Origin of the sequence: Salipaludibacillus neizhouensis, from assembly GCF_002886185.1 — a bacterium.
In the GTDB taxonomy this organism is placed as follows: Bacteria; Bacillota; Bacilli; order Bacillales; family Salisediminibacteriaceae; genus Salipaludibacillus; species Salipaludibacillus neizhouensis.
The window spans coordinates 1,433,492-1,452,786 of sequence record NZ_KZ614146.1 but is presented as its reverse complement, the minus strand read 5'-3'; the positions used below and the strand labels follow the sequence as shown (position 1 = coordinate 1,452,786).

Sequence of the window (19,295 nt, the reverse complement as noted above, 5' to 3'; positions counted from 1 at the left end):
ATCCCCATGGTCCAGTTGGAGATATACAACGAAAACATTCCTTTTAATAAAAAATCCAAAGGGGATAGAACTGTATAACTTTGTTAAACGGTACGACTTTATTTAAAATCTAAAGGTGGGTAACATTTTCTTTACTCAAAGTTTATCCATCTTTCATAATCTCTATATATTAAAAAGCTATACTTATTTATAAGATAGAAAAATTGGAGGATGAGAGATGAAGAAACTTGTGATTGTTTTATCATGTGTAACCCTATTTTTGTGTACTTTTCTTATACAATCAAGTCCTACAGATGCGAAGGAACCAAGAAAAGCAACTATATTATATTTTAATGATGCCCACGAAATTAGCCCTGTTGTAAACGATTATGGCGACCGTGGTGGTGTCGCTAGACTGAAAACTGTAATCGATCGTGTGAAAGAAGATAATAAACATACCTCCGTTGCTTTTGGTGGTGATTTAGGTGGTGGAACACTCTTTGGTGGTGTATACAAGGGGTTTCCAATTGTAGAAGCTTTTAATCAAATAGAAATTGATATTGCCAATTTTGGACAGCATGATTTTGACTTCGGTTCTGAGGTGACTGAGCAGTTAGTTAAAGCATCAAAATTTCAATGGATTACGTCTAATTTAACAGATATAGAAGGTAATGCATTTGCTAGTCTGCCAACCTATCAAATTATCAATCAACGTGGTATTAAAATTGGAATAATCGGCTTAACGGATGACATGTATACGACAACAAATGACGGGAAGATTATTCAGCAGGATATTATTTCTTCAGCTAAAAAAGCTGTCGAGCAAATCAAAAATACACAAAAAATTGATGTGATTATTGCATTGACACAGGAATCGCTTGAGAAGGACAAGCAATTGCTAGATGCTGTACCAGAAGTTGACGCCGTATTTACAGAGGAAAAAGCAGAGGACAGGTCCTTTATTATAGAACATGGTAACGATTATATATTAGCATCAGAAGGAAATATCGGTTCGATGATTCGCTTAGATATTACGAAACATGCGAAGGATATTAGCCTCATTCCTACTGTTATTGAAGTTGATCACACCGTTCCGGAAGACCCAGAATTAAAAGCGTTAGCTGACTATTACCAAAACAAACTGGAAGAAGATCTAGGTCAAACGATTGCGCAATTAGATAATCCTTTAGCTTATGGAAATAATCATGAATCAAGATACAAGGAAACCAATATTGGTAATTTTGTGGCTGATAGTTATCGCGATCATTTTAACGCGGATATTGGGCTAATGAATGGCGGCGGAATTCGTACAAGTATTCCTGCTGGAGAATTCTCATTACGAGATGCATACTCAATTTTACCTTTTGGCAATAAAATAATTCTTAGTAATGTAAAAGGAGAGACAATTCAAGCTGCGTTTGAGAACAGTGTTTCACATGTAGAAAGTTTAGGAGGAGGATTTTTACAAGTATCCGGAATCCAATATTCCTATAATCCAAATCTTCCAGTTGGAGCAAGGGTGCAGTCAATTACAATTAACAATGAACCCATTGATTTAGAAAAAGACTATCTCGTTGCCATGCCAAATTATATTTTCAATGGTGGAGATGGCTATACAATGTTTGCCGAAAGCGAGATTCTAATAGACGACACCAATGCTCAAACAGATGCGGAAGTTCTGATACAATATGCAAGCAAGCTAGGTACGATTAACGCAAGCCTAGATAAAAGAATACAGGTAATTCAATAAGTCGAATCTACGTCCTTGAAAAGAAATGCCCTTTTTCTGTAAGCGTAAAATAGATGTGGACTATTTTACGCTTACACTCATATATTACTCTCGAATCTGTGATAAGGACTTGTTTGTGTCTTTATGAATCGCAAACACATATGTCTGTATGCTAGACCAACCGAAAAGATCTTTCAGACATTTTTCATCGATGTCCTTTCAATATTCTTGTGAGAGATTCAACTTCTTCTTTCGTTAAAGTTATCCCTTTCCCCATTTTTTCATGATCCGGGGACCACTCTCGAATATCATATTTTGGGTCCCTTCCATTCCAACTTACGAGGTTTAATTCTTTTTTCCATCCCTTAGAAGACTCGGATAATACTCCTAATTGTTCAACAATTTCGTATTTGATTTCTGCCATGATTTCTACGCCCTCCTAAATTATAGTTTTAATGTTAGCTACTTCAATATTTAGTCTTTTTAAACAATTAACTATAAATTCGCTTTTAATGAATCGTAGCTATCAACTAGCTTATACTCGACATTCGTTTCTAACACGGAAACACGGAGAGTGTTTACGACCACAGCCTATCTTTCCTTGTTCACTTAACCTAAGATCTAACTTGTCAGTACTACCCTTAGTTACAACCACAAAATAAGGCTTTTTGGTTCCCTCTTTTTCTAGCATTACAGCCCAATCTGGACTGTCCATTTTAGTTTAGCAGTTACGATTGTACTTTCCAAGTGAGTGTCAAGGTCACGAATTAGCTCGGCAGCTTTATAATTAGTTTTACATCTTCATCTTAAGTTTTTCTGCAAACCTTCTTTTCGATGGTGGAATCAAATCTAATATAATATTGGCGACTTCTACAAAATTTACTTTCAGAAAAAAAGCGCCTGACCCCCAGTGCGTTAACATTTTAACGCACTGGGGGCCAGGAACCAAAGATCACAGACGCATGGCTTCTTCAAGCCGTCATCTTTGCCACCGTTATTATCGGAACCTATTTACACCATAAACGGAAACTACCACCTCCCCTTCCACCGATGCCTCGCGGTACAAATCGGACGGAAATTCTGTTTCGAACTTGGCCAATCTGGGTCGGTGCTACAGCCTTCACCCTATTAAATGCCGCAGTGCTTATGGTACAAGGCAGCCCTTGGAAAGTAACAGGTGCATTTACCCTATGGGGCTCAAAGCTCGCTGATCAAATGGGATTTGATCCTGTATCATGGAGTTACTGGGGAGAACAGGAACCTGTTCACGAACTAACCGATTCCGTTTTCACTAGCAGTATTAGTGTATTAAATTTCGGAATAATAACATGTGCACTCCTTACGATGGCACTTGCTGGTCTTTTTCGTTTCGCGAAGATTACCATTCGAATGGCGGGTATTACCTGTTAGGGGGTATACCTATGGGTTACGGAGCAACTATATCATCGGGAGCCAACGTAGGCGCTTATTTCAGTGGTGTCGCATCCATGAGTTTGCATGCCTGGATCTGGACAGGCATGGCAGTAACCGGGGTTTATACAGCCTACATCATCAGCCGGAAAATTCCTTTTCTAGCATCTAAATAAGCCAATATCGTATGTATTTTTTCTCCCGGTACCCTAACAGACAACCAAAAATTCAAAAACATCCTGTGCAGATCGATTATCTCACAGGATGTTTGTCATTATTTTTATTAATGATTATAAGTATCCCATCAGCTCAGAAAATGAAAAATAAATACAAAACGTCAGATAAGGAAAGCAGTTGATACGAAAAGACCACACACCTTAGATAAGGTTAAGATGTGTGGTCCACCCAAAAAAGAATTTCGAATAAGAAAAACATAGGGAGGTTTTAGTCTTCCTATGTTTTCATTCATATTATTTATCTGTTTGTTTTTGCTTCTTTTTCAAATACTCCGCACGTATTTTTTCAATTTGTTGCTTTTTATCAAATTTGGCAGACTTCTGTTTTTCATGAAACTTTGTCACTGCTGCCTTACTTTTGGAATCCAATTGATATTTCCCCACTTTGTTCACCTACTTTTCTTTTCTTTAAAAATAATCTATTCAACAAATATAATATACCTTATTTTACTAAAGTAAACCTTATTACTTTAATAGTGTACTGCTAACTTTGCATATATCAATAAAAACAATAAAAACTTAGTAAAATAAATCATCGCCAAATGGTATTCATTTCAGAGATATGTTTATATAGTTTACACATTAGATTAAACGGAAAGCAATTTTATTATTCTGTATATTCTTTTGTAAATACAGTGACGATGAGGTTCATTCTTAGCAGGAGTATACAATCATATTCTTCCTTTAAAACTTCAACGACTCCATAATGAAAATCTGAAAAAAGTGCCTGCCCCCACCACTGTAAAACGTTACATTAGTGGGGCAGCCACCAAAAATTCGTTCCCTGATTCAATCCATCTCCTCTTTCAACTTCAATACTTCCTCTTTATTAAGTCCCGTCAATTCAACAATAAGATCTACTTCCATTTCTTTTTTTAGCATATTCTTTGCTATTGACGTTTTTCCTTTCTCCACGCCTTTCCGCTCATAAGAAACCATTACTTCCATGACTTTCTCTCCTTCCTTTTTGTCCATTTGTTTCACCTCATTCATTAATTGTTCTTCTTCTGTGGGCGTCAGTTGGATATACGTTTCGAAAAATCCGGTAATTAGCGTTTGTCTAGCCATATCTATATTCATTTTTACAATCATACGTAAAAACTCTTTTTTCACTTCAACTCGCTCATCTTCAGTATAGCCCATTTTGGAGAGCAATGCAGCAGCGACAGGGTTTGGTGTACGGATATAATCACGCCAATTTTGTTTTTTAGTTCTAGTTTTAAAAATTTAAAGTCTAGTATATTAGCAAACGGAAAGGTTAGCTGAAAGGTAGCGGTTTCATCACGGATCATATCGTTACTAAATATGGCAATGGGGAGGATCTTGCATCGATATTTTTCATACAATCGGCTAAAATAAATAAACATGCGTTCGTTAAATTTCTTTTGCACATAACTTTGAGGTTCCATATGAACGATGATCAAGGCTTCTTCTCCTTTCAGCCTCGTCTCTGCTAAAAGGTCAATCCGGTATTTTTCCCCTGCTGTCACATCTGTGTAGAGTTCCTCCGAAAGAAATCTTACGTGATTAAAATCAATCTCTTCATAAGCCTCAGGAAAAAATGCAATCATAAACTCTTCAAAATACGTGGATAATAACTCCTTAAATAAACGATCATGGTCAATAGCCATTGGCACCCTCCTTTTTAATCGAACATACATTCCTATGATCTTACTATATACGGAGCTTCCAACATCTTCAACACCAATTTTCAATATTTTACAGTATGTCCAAAACTTGATTAATGGCTTACTAAACCCAACAAAATGAAGCAGAGAACCGTCCCCTGCCTCACTTCATGAATGTTATTAGAATCTCATCAAAGAAGAGACTCTAGGCATGGCGATGAAAAGAAGAAGAATCGGTGCAAATCCAGTGTCTCCCTATAAAAGACAGAAATCGTTCCCGTTAAACTCCTCCATTCTGCTCTTTGGTACAGAAAGTCTTTTAGATAAGAGATACTTATGAGCATTTGTGATTGTCCTATGCTATGCATAGAGTTTAAAGAGTTTCTTGCAAGAGTTCCTTTATTCTAGAAGTTCGTGTGCCTTTGACCACCTGGATTTTTAATTACAGTGAACATGGTGATTGGGATGCGAGGATTTCTGATAAATCATAAATGTTTCTCGTTTAAATTTAACTTGATTGTTCCTCTTTTATACCTAGATAAAACAAAAAACATTCCCTACTATAGCAATGGAAGTTAAATTTCTCACACTAGATTTCCAGAGAAATTAAGTAGTTAGGTAGAGAAAGTTAATAGATACTACCTAGAACGAGCTTGTTAAGGGAGCAAAGATAGACTACTAAGTTACATTATAGTTAAATATAACCAGTTTTGATTAATCTGAAAATTACGATAGTAAAACTAATTATCTTAGTGATATAATTTTCCTTGAAATACTTCGTTACACAAAACTTTATTTCATGGAGGGATTCTATTGAAGAAGAAAGTTATTTTAAGCACGACTTTGGCGTGTATCATGGCGATGTCTGCAGTGGCGCCAGCAGTATTTGCGCATGATGAATTAGAAGTTGATGGGGTATCAAAAGGTGAACGAACGGTTCTTTCGAATGTTCAAGTACAAAGTTTGCCAGAGGCGAGCTTTAATGGCCAGAAGAAGGTTTCTAGTTTTAGTGAGGCAGCTGCCGTGCAGATTAGTGAATTAAATGGTGTTCAAAATAACACCGCCGACGTTTATGCACATAAAGGATTTGCTTATTTAGGAACCCATATTGCAAACGGTGCGAACGGTGGCGTGCGTGTTTTTGATTTAAAAGATCCTTCAGATCCAAAAGAAGTAGCTGTGTTTGCGAACGATGATGTACCAGGAACGTGGCAAGAAAAAGTGATTGTCAAAAGTGTAAATACACCGCACTTTAAAGGAGATTTAGCTGTTGTTAGTGTACAGCAGTTGAATAGCAATGCAGATACAGCTGGTGGATTTCTATTATATGATGTAACTGATCCTTATAATCCTAAAAAACTAGGGTTCTGGGAAACGTATGATCGGACAAACGGTACTCATGAGCTTTACTTAGCACAACAAGGGGACCGTACACTAGTATTTGCATCAAATCCGTATGCAGATTACTATAGTACAGCTTACCACGAGCCAGAAGAACGTAGACAAAAAGACTTCCAAATCGTTGATGTAACGAATCCAGCTGAGCCAAAGACTATTTGGGAATTTGACCCAAGAACGTTGCCGGAAATTCAAGCAAATCCCACATTCAATGGCTACCATTGGACAGATGAACATGGCAAATCAAGAGCTGTCTTCAACCATAGCGTCATAACAGATAACAATGCCCAGTACGCGTACGTTTCAATGTGGGATTTAGGAACTGTGATCTTTGATATAAAAGATCCTGAAAATCCAGTCTACCTTGGTCGTACAGATTATGCGTCTGACCAACAAGGGTCTGCCCACTCTGCAGCACTTGCTAAAGGTGGAAACATCTTAATTGAAACGAGAGAGGTTTCTAATCCAGTTAGAGAAGGATTTGAATCATCATATGGCTATACACGTATTTTCGATATCAAAGATAAGTCAAATCCAATTCTATTAAGCGAATTTAAAACAGATTTAGTAGATAACATTGAGGATGGACGGACGTTTGCTAATACAGTCCACGACCCGAAAGTTCATGGAAATACTCTTTATTTAAGCCATTATTCTGGCGGGGTTTATATGGTCGACATTTCAAACCCAAGTAAGCCAACGCAAATTGGTCAGTATGTTCCAGCTCAATCAGATGTATGGGGTGTGTTCGTTGACCGCAATTATATCCTTGCTTCAGATATGGGACAAGGGTTGAAGGTACTTACAAGAGGGAAGTAAAATAAGTTACCTGTAACAACGGAAAAATAAGCGTTAGCCTAAGTTGCTGACGCTTATTTTTATCTATTTTGAATGGTCGTTTATTTAAAAATGTAACTGCTAGAGTATGTGCATAAAAGTGGTACAATTTTGCTGGCTAGTTCATTTATTTGTATATTCATTTCATATTGTACTTTTTCATGTTGCTTTCTCTCTGTGATATCTTTTACATAAGTTTGAAGGGCTCGTGTTTCTCCTATCTTGATAGGATGACAATATAACTCAACATCAACTGAGGTCCCATCCATTCTATAGATAGTTTCCTCAATAAGCTCTGCTGGTTCCCTATAAGCCCCAGATATTCTTTTTATAATCGCGGGTTTAGAGGTACTTTTAAAGATATCCAAAGGACTTGCCCCAATTATCTCGTCTTTTGAAGCTCTAAAAAAATTTTCTGATGCTTCATTTATATATATTTCAGTTGCGAATGAACAATTAGCGGATCAAGTGCATATTCAAAATTACTTTTTTGTAATCAATACCTTCAATATTTTCACTCATGACTATCTCTCCCTAAACAAAGAGTAAATCATTTTATCGTTGTACACAAGAAGAAGAATTTTGTTCAATAAGAAAAAGGATTATACAATTTTGTTGATTAACATACTGCCAAAAACTACATATGAGAGATTCTTACGTACTTTTGGTGAAGTTATGGGGTGAAAATTTTGGGTATAGTACCACAAAAAAGAGGTGAATCTCATGAATTTTTAAATTTTAGAAATTCAGGACCCTATTGAAATTGTTGACACTCGGCATGAGGAGCCCTCTGATCTCCCTTTTTCCAGATACTTAGTTGCTACAGACGGTCTTTTAGTTCTGATTCCTCCATATGTATCGTCTCCATTCCTAAAAATCCATGCCCGTTTTAACCTCATTTAAGGCCAAGTACTTCCAACAATCGTTCATGGATCTCCTGCCAGTTTTCATTCAGATTGACGTGTAAATGCGGATATCAAATCCCTTTATCGTGAACGTGTCATCAAGGGGTTTGCCGACCTGCGGAAAAAGCAGAATCCCGCTTCGTATCAAACCATCCCTACGTTGTTTTTTAATAGTCTGACAGACTATGGGGTGCAAGGAATATTAACCAAGCCCTTAAATTCAAAGCGATTGTTTCCTACTATTTAGAAAGTCACAGTAGATCATTAACAACCTTTCAATCTATCAGGTATATGTCTCTCTGTCATGAGCTACCGCCCATTAAATAAAACTAGTGTAACTCTCTAAGTCAAAATCCTATATCTTCTTTTTTAATCCAACCAATTGTGTTCGTATTATTTAAATGATGGAAGAACAACTTATCGTCTGACTCCGTTGCTCCAGTTATTTCTGTATATGAACTACCTGAATCTTGTAAATCAGCTAAAATATCTCCGGACTCATTAATCGCTATAACATGGGAATATCCATTACCTTTAGGCAACAAAAAATTTGGTAAACGCATCGCTATAGATCGAAGCCATGGTTTGTTTGCACTATAATCTAAAAAGTCGTTTCGAGGTAAGATTAACCCGATCCAGTACCTTCCATCTTCCCCTTGCATGATGTTATCAGGTAGACCTGGCAAATTATCAATGACTATTTTTGCTGATATATTCTGTTCAAATGCACTGATATTTACTGCAGTTACATCTAACTTCCAAACACGATATTTTCCTGTTTCATTGATTAATAAATACTGTTCATCTTCACTTAAAGCAATTCCATTTGCAAAACTTAAGTCATTCATTAATACTCGTGTCTGTTGTGTTTTAGGATTGTACTCCAATACCCTTCCTGTACTGCTATTGGCTAATATGTCTAGTTCACCAGCTTTTCCAACATCACCAATTTCCTTTGCCTTCACTAGTGATGAGGCATCCGAAAAATAAATCAACCCGTTTTTTGCCACTACAACTGCGTCAGGAAAATGAATTGGATTTCCTTCGTGGGAATCTGTTAGAAGTTCTATCTCTGCTTCCCCATCAGTGTTTGTCACCCGAAGCAATCCACCATGGTCTCCATACAAAGGATCCGCAATGATAAGTGCTCCCTTGGAATCGAATGCAAATCCAAGCGGCCCCCCCCCTGTATCTACTACAACATCCCTTTCTGATCCATCAGGACGAACGCGAATAATTTCTCCATCCTTCATCGCGGCATACAGCCAATTTTTCCGATACACAATATGCTCCGGTTGTTTGTAATTATCTAGTTCAATAAATTCCATACCTGCTAGCCTATTATTCTCTTTATGAGGACCTGTATATCCTTCCGCCTGTGGAGCTTCCCAATAAGGAGGATTAATCGGTACCGGCCATAACGTTAAATAAAGTATGAGTAGGAATAACGTACCTAGAACTATTACATAACCTTTCAACTTTAGGCTCATAATCTTTTTCCCTTCTCTATATGCTGGGGGCATGCACTATCTTCTGCGATTTCATCTCCTCTTTTATAGTTGTATGATAGAGAGAAAGCCATCATTCATAAGCCAGAACTATATGAATCAAGTCTTTGCTCTTTTCAATAGAAACAAGCTTCTCTACTTTCAATATTTCACCAGTGCAACCAGCAAGTTGAAGTTCTTATGCTTTATTCTTTGACGAACGGCTCCTGACACTATTCGTGAATAATAGCTTCTTTATAAGAGTGCCATTCCCCTGTTTCTTCATACTTTCTATTTTAAAAAAGTAAAAAAGTGCCTGACCCCTATCGTTTCATATGCTTTTAGGTCAAAGGCTAAAGCTAGTGCCCACTCAAGTGAATTCAACTCTCTTGGAGAAAGCCACGCTAATCTTCTCATGTTCCGTTAACACGTGCTCCTCTGCAACCAACGTTGAGTAAAACATTATATACTGAACATCCAACATCGACAATTTCCATTTTAAAAATTTTCAGCGTTTTAACAAGACAATTCTCTGTTTCTTTCACACAACAAAAATGAAGCAGAGAACCGTCCCCTGCTTCACGAACAAATTTCTCTCTCGTGAAAACTCATGCGCCACTCATCAAACCCATTGCCATTTGCTTCTTCTAAGACAAGTAGTCTCCTGGCTGAGTTAATCGGTAAAAAGTGCATGTCCCCACCGATAGTTATTTTCCATTTGTTAAAAAAGTGATAATTCGCAAATTGCGTCCTAATAACTTAGGGTTATTCCTCTTTATTTAACATAAAAATACAGAGCGTTTAATTATCGACATCATTAAAAAGAATGTTAGGAGCACAGGTCTCCTAACATTCTTACACTGAACATATTTCCTTTAGTTTTGCTCACTCAAGAATTAGAGATTAAGTACAAGTACTTTATCACGTAGCATAGAATCAATACTTCTTCCGATTCCTTGAACGCCTTGTCCTGAATTCTTAACACCTAAAAAAGGAAAATGATCTGGACCTCGTGATGTTTTCCCATTAACCTGAACGGTTCCAACCTCAAGTCGATCGGCTAATACGAAGGCTTTTTCAAGGTTTTTTGTGAAAACACTTGCTTGCAGACCATATTCATTACGTTTCTCTAAATCAATAGCTTCCAGTTCGTTTGAAACTCTCATGATCGGTAATACTGGACCAAATTGTTCTTCCCAAGCAATTCTCATATCCTCTGAAACATGGTCAAGTAATGTTACACCGATTAAATTATCTTGAATAATTCCTTTTGATACGACCGTTGCACCTTTTTTCACTGCATCATCAATTAATGAAATAACATAATCTGCAGATTTTTGGTCAATTAAAGGGGTAATATCTGCTTCCTCAGTAGATTTCCCTACTTTCAATGTAGCTATATTAGTTTTTATTTTCTCTACTAGTTCATCTGCAACTTTATCTATTACCATTACACGCTTAATCGCCGTACAACGCTGTCCAGAATAACTTAATGCACCACTTACTATCTCTTTAGCTGCTTTATTTAAATCTGCATCTTCTAGAACTATTGCAGGATCCTTACCTCCTAGCTCAAGAACAACAGGTATCATTGATGCTTTCTTTGCAATATGTTGTCCTGTAGAGGTACCGCCAGTAAAAGTAATCATATCCACTTCAGGATGAGTGACCAAAAAGTCACCAATGATAGAACCGCGTCCAGTAACTACATTCACTACACTTTTAGGTAACCCGGCTTTAACTAAAGCCTTTATCATGAGAAGACCACTAATAGCACCTTGTGTAGCTGGCTTAAACACCACGGTGTTACCAGTAATGAGTGCAGGTGCAATTTTTGATGCTGCTAAATTAACAGGATAATTAAATGGAGATATAGCAAGTACAACACCGTGAGGAACTTTTTGAACCATTGCTTTAGTTGATTTAGAGGCCCCTGGAAACGCATCTCCCTGAATAAAGCTTCCGTGTGTTCGAAGACCTTCCTCTGCTGTATGACGAATTAATTGAGCTGTACGCTTCACTTCACTTTTAGCTGCTGTTAAAGTTTTGCCTACTTCTAAATGTATCATATTCCCAATTTCATCCTTCATATTCTCAAGCTCTTCAGCCCATTTATGAAGGAGATCTGATCTTTCATGACCATCTGTTGCAGCCCATTCTTCTTGTACATTAGCAGTTTTAATTATTGATCGATCTACTTCTTCCTGGGACATTGCAGGTACTACACCTACGATACTTCCATCATCGGGGGAGTTAATTTCAATAGTGTTCCCTGTGTCACTACTCTTCCATTCATTGTTATAAAGATACTGATGTAATTTAAAGTTTTTTTGTAATGGCATGATACATCTCCTTTAAAATTTTTATATAACTGCATTTGATAGATATTAATATCTAATACAAAAGAGGACTTAGAATTAAGTGGAATACTCAGTGTAATCATTCTATATAATCAAAAAGCTAAGTTATAAATTATTTTTCTTTAACCATAGACATTTAGATTTAGTTTTCTTCTAAAAGCGAATACAACCAGCTATCTTTCTCATTCTAATAATATCGAAGGCTAGAATTTAAATGTTGGTAAAAACTATTACTAATATGGGGATATTAAATAAATAAAGAACGCCATACATCTAGCGTTCTTCAGCAAGCTAGTAGAACTCTAATCATAATCAATCAGTATAGATTTATTAACGACAGAAACATTTCTTTCTTAATCGATATCTGAACTCTCTAGTTTAATTTAAACCTGGGATTCACGCTTAATAACCTTTTTGAGTATCTACAATATTCACTAATTCTCTACCATCTTCTTGGAATGATTTTAAGTTTTCCGAAAAAATTTCTAGTGCTCTATTGAAATAATGAGGAGACACTCCAGATAAATGAGTAGTTACCGTAATATTTTCTTCTTCCCAAAAAGGATGATCAGAAGAAAGGGGCTCTGTTTCAAAGACATCTAAGACCGCATGGTATATTTCTTTTTCTTGAACAGCCTTAAGGACATCTTCTGCTCGAACGGCATCTCCCCTCCCTATGTTTATAAATACAGCGTGATTAGGCATAGCTTCAAAATGTTCATATTTGAAAAATCCCTGCGTCCCTGAAGTGCTTGGAAGTACTGAAACGACAAAGTCTACTTCATTAAGGTGAGTTTTCATTTCTTTATGAGTGATATTTTTATCAAAATGATTGACTGTTTTACCACTTCGTGAAACCCCTATGGTTTTCATTTGAAATGCTTTAGCTACTTTTGCAATCTCTTGTCCAATTACTCCAGTACCTGCAATTAATAGACTCTTTCCTGTTATTTCCTCCATTTGAATGTCCCGGGTCCAAACCTTATTCTTTTCATTCTCGATTAATCTTTTTCCTTGCCTATACACTGACATCATCATAAAAAAAACATATTCTGACATAGGTGCTTTATGAATCCCTTTTGCACTAGTAACTAAAATGTCACGTTTGTGTAATGCTTCAAATGGAAGTTTGTCAATTCCTGCTGCAATGACCATGACCCACTTTAAATTTGACGTTTGATTTAATATATTTTCAGATAAATCATCTCCATACGTGATTATGATTTCAGCTGTTGAAAGATGATCTTTTGCTTCTTCAATACTTTCACAAAATATAAAATTAATTTCTGGAAATGTTTTATTTAGTTTTTTACGGTTTTCTATAGGTAATGCTGCTGATGATAGAATGTTCAAGATGTTCCCTCCTAATTTTGTTCGTACTAATAACGCTTAAAATGTATTGGGTAAAAATAAAACTATTTGCGGGAAGAATACCAATATTATAATTAAGAAAATTACTGCGATTAAAAATGGAAATGCTCCCTTACTAAACTCTGTAACTGATGTTTTTGTAATAGAACAAACCGCCAACATTGTAACACCTAACGGCGGAGTCATACCCCCGAGTGTAATTAATACAATCATCAGTATTCCAAAGTGTACCGGATCAACACCTGCTTGTTGTACTATTGGAAGAAAAATTGGAGTTAATAATAAGGTGTTTGCTGTCGCTTCCATGAACAAGCCCGCAATAAAAACGATGAGCAAGATTAGTAACAATAAGAGTGTCGGATTAGTAGTCACCCCCATAGTAAATTCTGAGAAGCTTCTGGGTAAATTTTCAAATGCTATGACGTAACTGAATATCGACGCTGCAGCTATGATTAACATAATCATACTATTATCTTGTACGGCATCAACAATCGCTGTTTTAAATTTCTTCCAAGTTAATTCTTTGTAGATGAGTCTCCCTACCAAAATAGCGTATACTACTGCCACTGCTCCTCCTTCAGAAGCGGAAAATATTCCGAAGCGAATTCCCACCAATAATATAATTGGAAATAATAGAGCCCATATACAGTCTTTAAAACTAACTACAAGTTCTTTGAATGTAGGTTTCTCAACTGACCTTCCTGCATCATAACCTCTCTTTGTGGAAACAAGATATACTGTCAACATTAAAGTAAAACACATCAATATTCCTGGAATGATACCCGCCATAAATAGATCGCCAATGGATACCCCACCAATAAATCCATATAAGATTAACCCTATACTTGGAGGTATAGTAGAGGTAATTAATGAACTAACGCCAATTACCCCTATCGAAAATCCTTTTGAATACCCTCTTTTGACCATATCATTTGTAAGGATTCGACTTTGCATGGCAGCATCTGCTGTTGCAGATCCAGATATCCCACCTAGCATAGTACTTAATACAATTGATACATGTGCTAATCCACCTACTAAATGACCGGTCAGTAAATTTGCAAAATTTATTAATCTTGTTGTAATACCAGATACATTTAAAATATGACCCGCTAATACAAAAAACGGTACGGCTAACAAAGGAAATGATTGTGTCCCCGTCGTATATTGTTGTATAGCAACCATGTTCATAATATCTGGGGATGTAATAAAATAAAGTAACCCGGATATACCAATAGCAAAAGCAATAGGAATATTAGCAAATATCAATATAAAAAACACGATTAGCATCATAGTCATACTATAACCACCTATATTTCTGATAACTCATATTCATATTTCACCTTGAATATCTGTATTATTACGATCCTTTATTAACGTAATCATTTTGCATATTGCAGTAACAATCATTATAGTTGCTCCAACAGGTATCGCTAGTGTAATAAAGTAGTAACCTATAGAAGTACCAGTAATCAATCTACCTGTATTTGCAAATGTCATTTGAAATCCGTAATAAATTAATGCCGATAAAAAAGTAAGTATTACTACCTGATTAAAAATTTCAAGATATTTTTGAACTTTTTTAGGAAGCATGTTAGTAAATAAATCAATACCAATATGAGAATTCTGTCTTAGCCCACGATTAGCTCCTAAAAAGATCACCCACATAAATATTAATTGAGCTACTCCAACAGACCACCTCGTCGGCTGATTGAAAGCGCGTACAACAACTTCCATAAAAACTAGTGCCACTAGTGAGGTAAGCAAGGTTATTAGCACGAGATTCTCGATTTTAATATAACCATTTCTTATTCTTGGGAAAAATGCACTATTAAACATTAATCATTTAGCACCTCATTCACTTGAGCTTGTATGTCTTCCAATCCAAGTTCTGAATATACATCTTGTGCACGCTCTTTAAACGCTTCTCTGTCCACATCTGAGAATTCTACGCCCGCTTCTTTCATTAATTTTTCGTACTCTTTTGCGGTTTCATTTGCAATTTCAAAAGCAGTCTCACCAGCCCCTTGAGCTTCTTCAGTCAAAATATCCTGGTACTCCTCAGGTAATTCGCTATACCAGTCATTACTTACAACCAAACCTGAAACCAATTGAAAATGATTAGTCAAAGCGATATGATCAATGACCTCATATAAACTAGATTCATAAATAGCAAGATTATGTGCCTCCACTCCGTCTATAACACCCTGCTCTAATCCAGGATATGCTTCAGTCCAAGGCATTCCACTTGGTGAACCACCCATTGCTGAAATGGCACCATCAACTATTTGAGAACCATTTGTTCTAATGACATTACCTTCTAAATCATCTGGAGTCTCAATTTTTGTGTTTGTGGCCAAATTTCTTTCCCCTAATTTCCAATTAAAGGAAAGGATCCGGATACCATTATCTGTAAAATCCTCCACCCATTGATGATAAAGGTCTGATTCTAACAATTTATCTATTTCTTCGTAATCTTCAAACATATAAGGGGACTGCAAAATATAAAATTCATTCATTAAATCTCCAATTTGTCCAGCGTCTGTTATTGTACCTACATTGGTACCAGATGAAGCCTGTTCTACGAGATCCGGGATGCTAGCTAGTTGGTCACTAGGATAAAGTTCAACTTTAACAGCACCATCTGTGCGTTCTTCAACACCTTCTTTAAATTGCTCCAATCCTTTATACTCAGCATTTTGGTCATTTTGAGTTATTCCAATACGAATGGTATGCTCCTCTTCATTTTCCTCATTCGCATTACTAGTAGCATTACTAGATCCCTCTTCTCCTTGACACGCCGATAAAGCAATGATTAATGCTGTCGCTGAAATGGAAAATAAATATTTTTTCATTACAATCTACTCCCTTTATAATTTTATAGTAAAAACTAAGGTTTCACTGAAGTCCCATCATATGTTCTAGCCAGCGTCCACTCTGGAGGTTCGTTACGTGGAGGATGAGCTAATGCCGCTTTTTCACAAAAATCTACACCTAAACCTGGAGCATCGGTTAAATATGCATATCCCTCTTTTATTATAGGTCCACCTGGAAACACCTCTCTTAATTGTTGATTCATAGGTGTCCATTCTTGAATACCAAAGTTTGAGACACTGATATCAAGGTGGAGATTAGCTGCAACACCAATAGGTGAGATATCACCAGGTCCATGCCAAGCAGTTCTTACGCCGAAGATTTCTCCTAATACAGCTAATTTCCTTGCAGGTGTAATCCCCCCAATGGCACTGATATGTGCCCGAATAAAATCAATTTGCTGTGAAATGATTAGCTGTTTCCAATCATTGGGGTGAGAAAATAATTCCCCTATAGCAATTGGAGTGCTTGTTTGCTCTCTTAACATTTTAAGCCACTCTAAATTTTCGGGTGGGAAAGGGTCTTCCAGATAAAATAAATTAAATTTTTCGACTTTTTTAGCGAGTTTTATAGCATCAATAGGCGAAACTCTTTCATGAATATCATGAATTAATTCGATATTTTCCCCTACCTCAGTTCTGATATAAGATAAAAGTTCTACTACACTTTTAAGGTATCCGTCAGTATCAAAATATTGACCTTCTCTTAAGTTATCAGGGGAGCGTTTTTTCACCAACCCTTTAGCTGCTTCCATTTTTTTTGAGATTAAACCAGTATCTTCAGTGCCGGCCCCCCCATACATTCCTAATTGACAGCGAACATGTTGATACCCTTCTTTTATGGCCTGACGAATATCTTCTACCACTTCTTCTTTTGAAGATCCGTCCGTATGACGATAAAGAGCGACTCCATCTCTAGACTTTCCACCAAGTAATTCGTACACAGGTAAATCTGCAATTTTTCCTTTTATATCCCATAAAGCCATGTCTATTCCAGATAAAGCATTATTCATAATTGGACCGTTTCTCCAGTATCCGCTTACATTTGCACTATTCCAAATATCTTCTATGTTAGAAGGATCCTTTCCTATCAAGAAGGATTTTAGATAGTCTTCAATTGCATGTTTAACAGCAATTGCACGCTGAGTAAACGTTGCACAACCAAGTCCGTATAAGCCGGTTTTATTTGTCTTTATCCTTACTACTACCAAATCAATATTATTTGGAGCAGTTACAAACACCTCTACATCTAGAATTTTATAATTATTCAACGTGAAAATTCTCCCCCTTTCTAGTTTTTATCTTCCTAACCATCCACCATCTACAGCTAATAAATGGCCATGTACATATTCTGATGCTGGAGACGCTAAAAATAATACGGGACCTTTGAAATCATCTGGTCGTCCCCAACGACCTACAGGAATTCTTTCTAATATTTGACGACTACGAGTAGGATCATTAATTAAAGCAGTATTCATATCAGTGTCAATATAACCTGGAACAATGGCGTTGACATTCACCCCTTTTGAGGACCACTCATTGGCAAGTGCTTTAGTAAGTTGTCCTACAGCGCCTTTAGATGAAGTATAAGCCGGTACTGTAATTCCTCCTTGAAAAGATACTAGAGACGCAATATTAATAATCTTCCCTCTGTTTTTTGAAACCATAATTTTTCCAGCTTCTTGACATAGAATCCATACAGCTTTCAGGTTAATATTAATGACTTGATCCCAATCTTCTTCAGGGAACTCTACAGCTGGATGTCGCTTCTGAATGCCAGCACTATTTACAAGAATATCAACTGTACCCATTTCGTTCGCAATTGCAGGTATCACAGACCTAACACTCTCCATATTGTTTAAATCACAATGGAATATTTCACATCTCACCCCTAAACTTTCAATCTCGCGTTTCGTTTCTTCATTTTCTGATCGTTGAATTAATGCCACGTCAGCTCCAGTTTCTGCCAACGCAACTGCCATGGATTTCCCAATTCCTCTTGTTGCTCCTGTTACTACTGCAACTTGCCCTTTCAACATGTCCTTACTATACATAATAAAACCCCTCCTTATTTTTAAAATTCGTATAATACTTTTAAAGATTCCTTCCCATTTTTCATAAGTTGAAATCCTTCATCAAACTTTTCAATCGAAAGTTTATGAGAGATTATTTGTTTAACATCTATTTCTTTATTTCGTAAAATATGAAGCGCTCGTTCAAAATCATATGTTGAAAAACATCTCGTAGTTTTTAATGAGATTTCTCTAAAATGCATTTGAGCTAAATTTATTTGAGGTGCTTGTTTATAGACACTGACTAATAAAATTTCTCCTTGTGGTTTAATAGCGTCAATCATCTGATTAGCAGTACTTTGAGTACCTGCCACTTCAAATACAACATCCGCTCCAATCCCGTTAGTCAATTCACGAGTAACCTCAACTACATTCTCTTCTCTTGCATCTACTGTGTAGAAACCTAATTTCTTCGCTAAATCTAGTCGATATTCATTAACATCTGATATTACAACATGTGATGCTCCAGCTTTTTTTGCAAGCATAGCAATTAGCATACCAATTGGACCAGCCCCAAGAATTACGGCCACATCACCAAATCTTAAACTTGATTTTCTAAGAGAATGAACTGCCACAGCAAGAGGTTCCGTTAAAGCCCCTTCTTCATCACTTATTGAAGAATCTAACAACATTAAATTATTTAAAGGTACTCTCACGTACTCAGCAAATCCACCAGAGCTATAGATTCCTATATAATTCAAATTATTACATATATGATTTTCTCCTATGTGACACGCATAACACTTTCCACAACTTATAAGAGGATTAATCGTAACTCTATCACCTGGTTTAATCGTTTCGTTACCTTTTATCTCTTTTACTTGACCTGAAAACTCGTGTCCCATTATTAATGGTGGTTTTACTCTAGGATGTGAACCAGAATATATCATCATATCTGTTCCACAAATTCCTGCATACGAGACTTTAATCAACGCTTCATTCTCATTTATAATAGGAATACTTTTTTCTTCTACTTCAACAATTTCTGGTCCATTAAATACTCCAGCCTTCAT

The 19,295-nt window shown here is 36.5% G+C and carries 17 protein-coding genes and 1 pseudogene; 4 read left to right on the top strand and 14 right to left on the bottom strand.

What is annotated here, in order from left to right:
• Positions 1-217 precede the first annotated feature (217 nt).
• Positions 218-1,729, top strand: coding sequence for a bifunctional metallophosphatase/5'-nucleotidase (locus CEF18_RS06895; RefSeq protein WP_110935786.1), 1,512 nt, complete (start codon positions 218-220; stop codon positions 1,727-1,729).
• A 184-nt stretch (positions 1,730-1,913) separates the two neighbouring features.
• Here CEF18_RS06895 and CEF18_RS06890 read toward each other — a convergent pair whose 3' ends face one another.
• Both CEF18_RS06890 and CEF18_RS27125 read right to left on the bottom strand, forming a co-directional pair.
• Positions 1,914-2,132 (bottom strand): YdbC family protein, encoded by a 219-nt coding sequence (locus CEF18_RS06890; protein ID WP_110935785.1) that lies wholly within the window; start codon positions 2,130-2,132, stop codon positions 1,914-1,916.
• Positions 2,133-2,243: 111 nt separating this feature from the next.
• The gene (locus CEF18_RS27125; protein ID WP_407690412.1) at positions 2,244-2,399 is read right to left on the bottom strand and encodes a restriction endonuclease; all 156 of its coding nucleotides are present in this window, start codon (positions 2,397-2,399) and stop codon (positions 2,244-2,246) included.
• 260 nt (positions 2,400-2,659) lie between these two features.
• Between CEF18_RS27125 and CEF18_RS06885 the strand changes: the two genes are divergently transcribed.
• Both CEF18_RS06885 and CEF18_RS26800 read left to right on the top strand, forming a co-directional pair.
• Positions 2,660-3,118, top strand: a complete 459-nt coding sequence (locus CEF18_RS06885) for a YeeE/YedE thiosulfate transporter family protein (protein WP_110935784.1) — start codon at positions 2,660-2,662, stop codon at positions 3,116-3,118.
• Positions 3,119-3,129: 11 nt separating this feature from the next.
• Positions 3,130-3,294 (top strand): YeeE/YedE thiosulfate transporter family protein, encoded by a 165-nt coding sequence (locus CEF18_RS26800; protein WP_183041113.1) that lies wholly within the window; start codon positions 3,130-3,132, stop codon positions 3,292-3,294.
• A 294-nt stretch (positions 3,295-3,588) separates the two neighbouring features.
• Here CEF18_RS26800 and CEF18_RS06875 read toward each other — a convergent pair whose 3' ends face one another.
• Together CEF18_RS06875 and CEF18_RS06870 are read right to left on the bottom strand one after the other, a co-directional pair.
• Positions 3,589-3,738: a hypothetical protein gene (locus tag CEF18_RS06875; protein WP_110935782.1), complete on the bottom strand. Its 150-nt coding sequence runs from the start codon at positions 3,736-3,738 to the stop codon at positions 3,589-3,591.
• Positions 3,739-4,143: 405 nt separating this feature from the next.
• Positions 4,144-4,985: pseudogene (locus CEF18_RS06870) on the bottom strand (Rpn family recombination-promoting nuclease/putative transposase).
• 810 nt (positions 4,986-5,795) lie between these two features.
• Between CEF18_RS06870 and CEF18_RS06865 the strand changes: the two are divergent.
• Positions 5,796-7,199, top strand: coding sequence for an LVIVD repeat-containing protein (locus CEF18_RS06865; RefSeq protein ID WP_110935781.1), 1,404 nt, complete (start codon positions 5,796-5,798; stop codon positions 7,197-7,199).
• A gap of 80 nt (positions 7,200-7,279) precedes the next feature.
• On the opposite strand, the gene CEF18_RS06860 is transcribed toward CEF18_RS06865, so the two are convergent.
• The 10 genes from CEF18_RS06860 to CEF18_RS06815 form a co-directional block, all read right to left on the bottom strand.
• Entirely contained in the window at positions 7,280-7,600 is a 321-nt protein-coding gene (locus CEF18_RS06860) for a PAS domain-containing protein (protein ID WP_259457937.1), read from the bottom strand.
• 869 nt (positions 7,601-8,469) lie between these two features.
• Positions 8,470-9,612, bottom strand: coding sequence for an SMP-30/gluconolactonase/LRE family protein (locus CEF18_RS06855; RefSeq protein WP_183041112.1), 1,143 nt, complete (start codon positions 9,610-9,612; stop codon positions 8,470-8,472).
• 893 nt (positions 9,613-10,505) lie between these two features.
• Positions 10,506-11,951 carry an NADP-dependent glyceraldehyde-3-phosphate dehydrogenase gene (locus tag CEF18_RS06850; protein ID WP_110935779.1) on the bottom strand — a complete coding sequence of 482 codons (1,446 nt, stop codon included), beginning with the start codon at positions 11,949-11,951 and terminating at the stop codon, positions 10,506-10,508.
• A gap of 420 nt (positions 11,952-12,371) precedes the next feature.
• Entirely contained in the window at positions 12,372-13,322 is a 951-nt protein-coding gene (locus CEF18_RS06845; RefSeq protein WP_110935778.1) for a D-2-hydroxyacid dehydrogenase, read from the bottom strand.
• A gap of 36 nt (positions 13,323-13,358) precedes the next feature.
• Positions 13,359-14,636: a TRAP transporter large permease gene (locus tag CEF18_RS06840; protein ID WP_110935777.1), complete on the bottom strand. Its 1,278-nt coding sequence runs from the start codon at positions 14,634-14,636 to the stop codon at positions 13,359-13,361.
• Positions 14,637-14,669: 33 nt separating this feature from the next.
• A complete protein-coding gene (locus tag CEF18_RS06835) occupies positions 14,670-15,176 on the bottom strand; it encodes a TRAP transporter small permease (protein ID WP_110935776.1) in 507 nt (168 codons plus the stop codon).
• Positions 15,176-16,192, bottom strand: a complete 1,017-nt coding sequence (dctP, locus tag CEF18_RS06830; RefSeq protein ID WP_110935775.1) for a C4-dicarboxylate TRAP transporter substrate-binding protein — start codon at positions 16,190-16,192, stop codon at positions 15,176-15,178. Before dctP ends, CEF18_RS06835 begins: the two co-directional genes overlap by 1 nt.
• A 35-nt stretch (positions 16,193-16,227) precedes the next feature.
• Complete coding sequence (locus tag CEF18_RS06825; protein WP_110935774.1) at positions 16,228-17,481, bottom strand: enolase C-terminal domain-like protein; 1,254 nt, start codon at positions 17,479-17,481, stop codon at positions 16,228-16,230.
• 27 nt (positions 17,482-17,508) lie between these two features.
• Positions 17,509-18,264, bottom strand: coding sequence for a glucose 1-dehydrogenase (locus CEF18_RS06820; protein ID WP_110935773.1), 756 nt, complete (start codon positions 18,262-18,264; stop codon positions 17,509-17,511).
• Positions 18,265-18,284: 20 nt separating this feature from the next.
• The gene (locus CEF18_RS06815) at positions 18,285-19,295 is read right to left on the bottom strand and encodes a zinc-dependent alcohol dehydrogenase (protein ID WP_110935772.1); all 1,011 of its coding nucleotides are present in this window, start codon (positions 19,293-19,295) and stop codon (positions 18,285-18,287) included.

Bases quoted from the DNA above. Each gene is read 5' to 3' on its own strand.
- CEF18_RS06890 (WP_110935785.1), bottom strand. From the start codon at position 2,132: ATGGCAGAAATCAAATACGAAATTGTTGAACAATTAGGAGTATTATCC.
- CEF18_RS06855 (WP_183041112.1), bottom strand. From the start codon at position 9,612: ATGAGCCTAAAGTTGAAAGGTTATGTAATAGTTCTAGGTACGTTATTC.
- dctP (WP_110935775.1), bottom strand. From the start codon at position 16,192: ATGAAAAAATATTTATTTTCCATTTCAGCGACAGCATTAATCATTGCT.
- CEF18_RS06815 (WP_110935772.1), bottom strand. From the start codon at position 19,295: ATGAAGGCTGGAGTATTTAATGGACCAGAAATTGTTGAAGTAGAAGAA.
- CEF18_RS06895 (WP_110935786.1), top strand. From the start codon at position 218: ATGAAGAAACTTGTGATTGTTTTATCATGTGTAACCCTATTTTTGTGT.
- CEF18_RS06835 (WP_110935776.1), bottom strand. From the start codon at position 15,176: ATGTTTAATAGTGCATTTTTCCCAAGAATAAGAAATGGTTATATTAAA.
- CEF18_RS26800 (WP_183041113.1), top strand. From the start codon at position 3,130: ATGGGTTACGGAGCAACTATATCATCGGGAGCCAACGTAGGCGCTTAT.
- CEF18_RS06840 (WP_110935777.1), bottom strand. From the start codon at position 14,636: ATGACTATGATGCTAATCGTGTTTTTTATATTGATATTTGCTAATATT.
- CEF18_RS06850 (WP_110935779.1), bottom strand. From the start codon at position 11,951: ATGCCATTACAAAAAAACTTTAAATTACATCAGTATCTTTATAACAAT.
- CEF18_RS27125 (WP_407690412.1), bottom strand. From the start codon at position 2,399: ATGCTAGAAAAAGAGGGAACCAAAAAGCCTTATTTTGTGGTTGTAACT.
- CEF18_RS06820 (WP_110935773.1), bottom strand. From the start codon at position 18,264: ATGTATAGTAAGGACATGTTGAAAGGGCAAGTTGCAGTAGTAACAGGA.